Here is a 6917-nt window from a genome sequence, read left to right on the forward strand (position 1 = left end):
CCTCCATCCTATCCATGGCCATCCTAAATAACGATTCATCCATTAGTGCCTCTGACACTATTTTTGATACATCCTTCCAATACTCATTATTCATTGTCTTTCTTAGATTCTTCATGAAATGGAAATGGCAGTACTGCCACAGTGATCCGGGGAATGATTCTTTTACTGCCTTCATTATTCCCCTATGGCCATCTGATATTCCCAGCTTTACTCCTGTCAATCCCCTTTCCTTAAGCCTGAAGAAGTTGCTCCAGTCCATTTCATCCTCTGAATTATAAATATCCATTGATAATATCTGCCTTATACCATTGGTGTTTACACCTATTGATGTGTATAATGCCATTGATTTATATTTACTATTTTCCCTGACCTTAAAATAAGCAGCATCTATGTATAAATATTTTATTTTATCCTCTATTCTATTCTCTAAGAACTCCTTAACCTTGGTATCAAGCTGCCTATTCAGTGATGATACGTACTCAGGAGATACATTTACACCTAAATTATTTATTATACTGTTTACTGATCTTTGACACACCATTGATGTATGATTCTGCTATTACAGAGTTTAAAGCCCTTTCCACATTTGAATACCTGTCAAATATCTTGATTGTGAATGATCCTGACCTTATATCAGGCTTGTCCAATATTAATTCACCATCCAAAGTCTTTAATTTCCTCTTCTTGTAACCATTCCTGTAGCCTGTCCTTTTATTATTCCTTTCATATCTTACAGCATTTAACTGTTCAATGGCCTCTTCATCCATTACATTGTTTAGAAACCATGTAATCAGTTCCTTCTTTCCCTCTTTTCCGTCATTTATGAAAACCTTTATTAATTCCTCTATACTTATTAATTGATTCTTTGCATTTGTCATTTTTTCATTTCCTAATGAATTTATGATATTGCAAAGAGTCATTTTAAATTTACAGTAGATTAATTACATTATCGAAATAAATCCCGTTTTAATAATAAAGATTACGTAATTACATAGAAAATTTCTATATTATCAAGAATTTTATTTGCATTGACTTAAATTTAAATATTAGTTGAATATAAAGTATTATACTTATGTCTCAACAAAAATTTATTGATAGAGAAGAGGAAATGGAGATATTAAAAAATCAGTATGATATGGAAGGATCAGGGCTTATTGTTATATATGGAAGAAGAAGGGTTGGTAAAACAGAACTTATAAATAATTTTATGTCAGGCCATGGTTTATATTTTCTTGCAACCAATGAGGGGGATACTGAAAATATAAGAAATTTTCAGAAATTATTATCAGAGTTTTTAAATGACAAAAGCATTGAATATGCCTATTATAATGACTGGTATTCACTTTTTTCATCCATTGTTAATAACAAAAATTTTATAGAGAAAACAAAAAAATCAAAAATTATTATTGCAATTGATGAATTTCCATATTTAATAGAGGCAAACAGGTCTATACCATCTATTTTTCAGAAAATTTATGATTCATTTCTTAAAAATAATAATGTTTTTTTAATTCTTTCAGGGTCATCTGTAAGCATAATGGAAAATGATGTTTTATCATATAAATCCCCGTTATATGGCAGAAGAACCGGGCAGATTAGAATTAAACCATTAAAATTTAAATTTATTAATAATTTTCTGAAATACAACATTGAAGATCTATGCAATAGCTATTTTGTCCTTGGTGGAATACCAGAATATATATTAAAGTTTAATACCAATTTATCATTCTGGAATAATTTAAAAAACAATTTTTTAAACCGTGGCAGCTATCTTTACGAGGAGGCAGAGTTTTTATTAAGAGGCGAGTTAAGGGAGGCCAGGAATTACTTTACAATTTTAAAGGCAATAGCAATTGGAAATCACAGGCTGAATGAGATATGCTCATATACCGGAATGGATAAAAGCATGGTATCAAAATATATTGATGTTTTGATATCCCTTGATTTTATAGAACCGGAAATACCATTTGGGTCAGATAAAAATTTTAAACGCAGGCTTTACTGGATTAAGGACAATTATTTATCATTCTGGTTCCGCTACATATTGCCAAATAAAAGCGAAATAGAAAATTCAAGAACAGAAAGGGTGTTTAATTATATAAAAAATGATTTTAATACATACGCGGGAGAAAAATTTGAATATTTAATAAGGTCATTAATATACGATGGCCTTACCGGAAAATATTATGACAATGTATCAAGGTGGTGGGGTAAAAACAAATTAAAGAATAAAGGAAATGATATTGAGGAAATAGACATAGTTGCGTATTCATCAGAAAGAAATGAACTGTTATTTGGTGAATGCAAGTGGACAAATAAAAAGATATCAGCATCATTAATAGACAAATTAATGGAAAAATCTAAAATTTTGCTTAAAAATTATAATAACTGTAATGTTATATATGCTTTATTTTCCAAATCTGGCTTTATTGAAAATAAAAACACCATAAAAAATAAAAACATAATTTTAATGGATTTAAATGATGTAAAGAATTTTATTGAAAAAAATAAAAGTTAATACACGCTTTAAAGCTGGTTGTGTATATTTTACCTATATATTACATAATGGTACATAATTATATATAAATATTCACATTAACAGTTTCAACCCTATTACCTCATTTAAATGCTTTAATCCTGATGCCCTGGTATTGATTTTTTAAGTATGCAAGAGCATACTATGCCTTTGACATACCCACGGGCCTTGAAATTGATAAAATTTTTTATTTAAATTTATATAGGTTAATGGAGAATATGCTATTATTTTTATATTGTTTTTGTCGCAAGTCAGAAATCTAAGGATTTTTGTTTAAGAATCACTATCCAACATCAAAACAATCAGAATTTTTACACAGATACCTTTTAATAAACTAATAAAACTAATTAAATACAAAGGAGAAGAGAATGGAATAGATGTTATTTTCAGGAAGAATCATACACTTCTAAATGCTCTTTTCTTGATAATGAAACAATAGAAAAACATGATAAATATCTTGGAAAAAGAATAAAAAGAGGATTGTTTAAATCTGCAAAAGGAATTTTAATAAATCCAGATATTAACGGTTCTTACAATATAATAAAAAAGGCATTCCAGAATGCATTTGACGGGATAGGCGGGTTAAGGGTTAATCCTGAAAGTTTAAGCATCTTTAAATTATTAGAGATGACAACTTTCAAAGATGGATGTTAACAAATGTTAACAGAAATCTTAACATAATGTTATGATTTGAACCACGATTTTATTAATAAAAATTTTTTATACCCAATAATATTATAACATTAAATTGATAATAAATATACATGTGTACAGGGGACCAAAAAATATACGCATAAAGGAAAATGGTCTTGATGTATACACTGACGAACCAATGGAAAATAACCGGGCAAATGCAGATATTATAAAACAGTTATCCAAATTTTATAATGTTAATTCAACGGATATAAAGATAATCTCTGGCCTTAAATCTAAAAAGAAGTCCATTTTAATTAAAAACAAATAAGGTTTACTCGTGTTTATATTTCATCTTTTAATTATTTCCCTGTATGCATCCAAATTTATACTTTCATCTATTGTTTCCATCTTTCTCCTCAGTTCTCCCGGAATTTTTGATATATAAATATCATCCTTAATGATAAAGGCGTTAACAGATGAAAGTTCCAAAAGTAAAGATTCAATATAGCTCATTCTGCCCGGGTGTATAAATGTCGAATGCCTAAAAAATGATAAATAAAAATTAAGCGCTATTGTGTTTATTATTACATAGCCATCTATCGCCCTGCTATCAATCCAGTAAACGCTATCAGAATAAAGCCTGAATTTTGAGTATGATACAATACGGTCTATAAAATTCCTTAGGTTGATTGCCTGATAAATAAGATTATGATTTATGTCAAGGTTTGATATGGCCATTTTTAAATTTCTTACCTTCTTAAATTCAATAAAATCCACATCCTCATTTCCCTCATAAAATATATAATATAACAATTTTCCAATCCTTTTTTCTGAGAAAAATATGCTTTTTTTTAAAAGTTCATTATAATCCCTGTAAAGTATAATCTTCTCCATTTTAAATCTGTTTTTAATTTTTATAATATCATTTTCATTTCCCTCTATTATGAAATTAATATTATTTTTCATAAGTTTTTGTATGTTTTTTGGTGTATTAAAACCGGATTCCAGAATCAAAACACCACCATTATTAACAGACCTGGTCATATTAATGAACTTTTCAATATTGTAAAATTTATCGGTAATATAATCTGAATTTATTATATTAAGGCTGATGGCATCTATAAGTATATCCAAAATAACCACATTAAATTCATTTTTTTCCTCAATCTGTGATATTATTGATATCTCAATGTGAAGCAAAAGCATATCCTCTTTTATCTCCATAAGGTTCTCAAATTTATCACGTCTCCTTGACAGATACCTTAAAACATAACTTATATTGTTATTCATAATCTTAAGGCGTGGCCATATTAGGCTAAGTATGCTTCTTTTATAGTAATATCTTGAGTAACCAAGCGGGGATTTATAAAGTGCAATTATTAATGCAAGTGCCTTAATTTCATTATTGTATTTGTCAAATATATTATCTATTTTATCAAGTGACTGCCTGTTAAGGGTCATAATTGCCGCTATGTCCCCATACTGTAATGCCCTGTCAGGAACCACGAACTTTTGGTTTATAACTATATTCCCGTTATCCAGCCTTCCCAGATATCTTGTTTTTTTAATCTCCCTTTTATTCCTTTTATCCCAGATGTTTAAAGTATAGTATGCATAATATTTATTTTTAATATTTTTAATTTCAATCTGGCCAGATCTGCTCATAAAATATATAAGCCTTGGTAATATATTAAATGTTTTTCCAGGATATAATAGATTTATATATTACAATTAAAAGTGTTAACCTCCATTTTTTAAATTTAATATATAAATGCTTGTTAATATAAATTAGTGATAAAAAATGGTCAAATTTATAGAGAGTGCAAAAAATCATAAATCAAAAAGAAATAAGATAATACTAATAGCAGGGATAATCATTGCACTTCTATTGTCCATGACTGCGGGTTACATGGCACTAAACTCATCAACTGTTACTGCAAAACCTGTGACACTGACTGATTTCGGGATTACAGCATCTGAAATGATTTTAACAAATGCAACAATTACGACATTAAATGTTAGTGGACAAACTGAATATCATGTTGTAATGCAAAAGGTATCAATAAGCAACCTTGTTTTAAAAAAGTATATTAACGGGTCATTGTACGCAACAATTAAATCATCGATGGCAACAGGATTAAATGTTACACTGTATGCAACACACATATATGCAAATAATACATCGTATACGAACCTTATTATAAATGAGCAGCCAAATTTTACCATAACAGCAAGTCAGATAATAATGTATAATGCCACAATAAATGCAACTTACCAGAAAGCCTCATCATTTAGCATGTCAAAAACAAACCTTGGATTCAACAGCCCTAATTTTATACTGGCTGCATACACGGTGAAGTCCAGGTGATTTAATGATGGAAGAAATTACTGAAAAACTGGATGATATACTAAAATTAAATTATCCACCATGGGTACACAGGCACATTGATATACCAAAGATAAGCTTATATGATGCCTTTTCCCGGTCTGTGGATAAATATAAGAATAATATAGCAGTAGACTTCATGGGACTTAAAATAAGCTATGGGCAATTAAGGGATGAGGTGGATGCCCTTTCATTCAGGTTATCTGAACTTGGAATAACAAAGGGAGACAGAATTGCAGTTATGCTGCCAAATATACCACAGTACATCATATTTTTCTTTGCAATATCCAAGCTTGGTGCAATTATCGTCCAGGTTAACCCATTATATACAGAGAAGGAGATAAGGGAGGAACTATATGATTCTGGGGCACGTTCAATGGTTGTCATGGATGAATTTATAAATAAGGTAATAAAATTTTATCCTGCACATTTAAAAAATATTTTTGTTGTAAGGGTTAAGGATTATCTTCCCGGTGTAATATCTGCAATTTATTCCCTGATAACCATAAGAAAAAGGCCAAAAATTCCTGCAGCAGATAAGATATATATCTGTAAGAGGCCAAATAGAATAAAAGTATCTCCTGAACAAGTACATATAGACCCTCAGAATGATCCTGCCCTGTTCCAGTACACTGGAGGCACAACAGGCGTTCCAAAGGCTGCGGTGCTAACACATTATAATTTAATAGCAAACGCATACCAGATAATAGAATGGCTTCCACCGAAGTACAAGGAGAATTTATCATATCTATCATCAATACCATTTTTTCATGTTTACGGCATGATGACCGCAATGCTAACACCATTGATACAGGGATCCAAAATTATTCTTGTACCAGACCCAAGGGATATTAAAATGACAATTAATTTAATGGAAAGAAAAAAACCAACGGCATTTCCTGGAATACCAACGTTATACCATTCAATTACCCAGTTTAAGAATATTGAGAAGAGGAATATCAGGGATGTAAGGGTATGCATTTCCGGGGCCGCACCCCTGCCTGTGGAACTGCAGAAAAAGTTTGAGGAACTTACAGGTGCAAAGCTTGTTGAGGGCTACGGCCTCAGTGAGTGCTCACCCGTGGCTAACATCACACCAATTTACGAAGAAGACAGTGATAAATACATAAGGCCAGGTTCAGTTGGCATGCCTGTTCCAGACACATATGAAAAGATCGTTTCAATAGACGATGGCATTACCGAGGTGCCCATTGGGTCTCCGGGTGAGCTGTTAATTAAGGGTCCGCAGGTCATGAAGGGCTACTGGAACAGGCCCGATGAGAATAATAATGTTTTAAGCGATGGCTGGCTCCATACAGGTGACATAGCAAAAATGGACAATGATGGCTATGTTTACAT

The 6917-nt window shown here is 31.0% G+C and carries 5 protein-coding genes and 2 pseudogenes; 5 read left to right on the forward strand and 2 right to left on the reverse strand.

Annotation, left to right across the window (positions count from 1 at the left end; genetic code table 11):
- Positions 1–920: pseudogene (locus AOG55_RS09805) on the reverse strand (IS256 family transposase); the annotation flags it as partial.
- Between the two features lie 152 nt (positions 921–1072).
- Here AOG55_RS09805 and AOG55_RS06055 point away from each other — a divergent pair.
- The 3 genes and pseudogenes from AOG55_RS06055 to AOG55_RS06060 all read left to right on the forward strand — a co-directional run bounded on the left by AOG55_RS06055 (position 1073) and on the right by AOG55_RS06060 (position 3500).
- Entirely contained in the window at positions 1073–2518 is a 1446-nt protein-coding gene (locus AOG55_RS06055; RefSeq protein WP_048101271.1) for an ATP-binding protein, read from the forward strand.
- 303 nt (positions 2519–2821) lie between these two features.
- Positions 2822–3190: pseudogene (locus AOG55_RS09865) on the forward strand (IS200/IS605 family accessory protein TnpB-related protein); the annotation flags it as partial.
- A gap of 94 nt (positions 3191–3284) precedes the next feature.
- The gene (locus AOG55_RS06060) at positions 3285–3500 is read left to right on the forward strand and encodes a DUF167 family protein (RefSeq protein WP_055041034.1); all 216 of its coding nucleotides are present in this window, start codon (positions 3285–3287) and stop codon (positions 3498–3500) included.
- Positions 3501–3520: 20 nt separating this feature from the next.
- Here the strand turns inward: AOG55_RS06060 and AOG55_RS06065 are convergent, their stop codons facing one another.
- Positions 3521–4837 carry a hypothetical protein gene (locus AOG55_RS06065; protein ID WP_048101269.1) on the reverse strand — a complete coding sequence of 439 codons (1317 nt, stop codon included), beginning with the start codon at positions 4835–4837 and terminating at the stop codon, positions 3521–3523.
- Positions 4838–4973: 136 nt separating this feature from the next.
- Between AOG55_RS06065 and AOG55_RS06070 the strand changes: the two genes are divergently transcribed.
- Positions 4974–5540, forward strand: a complete 567-nt coding sequence (locus AOG55_RS06070; protein ID WP_048101268.1) for a hypothetical protein — start codon at positions 4974–4976, stop codon at positions 5538–5540.
- 4 nt (positions 5541–5544) lie between these two features.
- The coding region (locus tag AOG55_RS06075; protein ID WP_055041035.1) for an AMP-binding protein at positions 5545–6917 on the forward strand (1373 nt) is incomplete at its 3' end.

This window comes from Acidiplasma cupricumulans, assembly GCF_001402935.1.
Lineage (GTDB): Archaea > Thermoplasmatota > Thermoplasmata > Thermoplasmatales > Thermoplasmataceae > Acidiplasma > Acidiplasma aeolicum.

Coding starts and splice junctions, on each gene's coding strand:
- AOG55_RS06055 (WP_048101271.1), top strand. CDS start 1,073: ATGTCTCAACAAAAATTTATTGATAGAGAAGAGGAAATGGAGATATTA.
- AOG55_RS06065 (WP_048101269.1), bottom strand. CDS start 4,837: ATGAGCAGATCTGGCCAGATTGAAATTAAAAATATTAAAAATAAATAT.
- AOG55_RS06070 (WP_048101268.1), top strand. CDS start 4,974: ATGGTCAAATTTATAGAGAGTGCAAAAAATCATAAATCAAAAAGAAAT.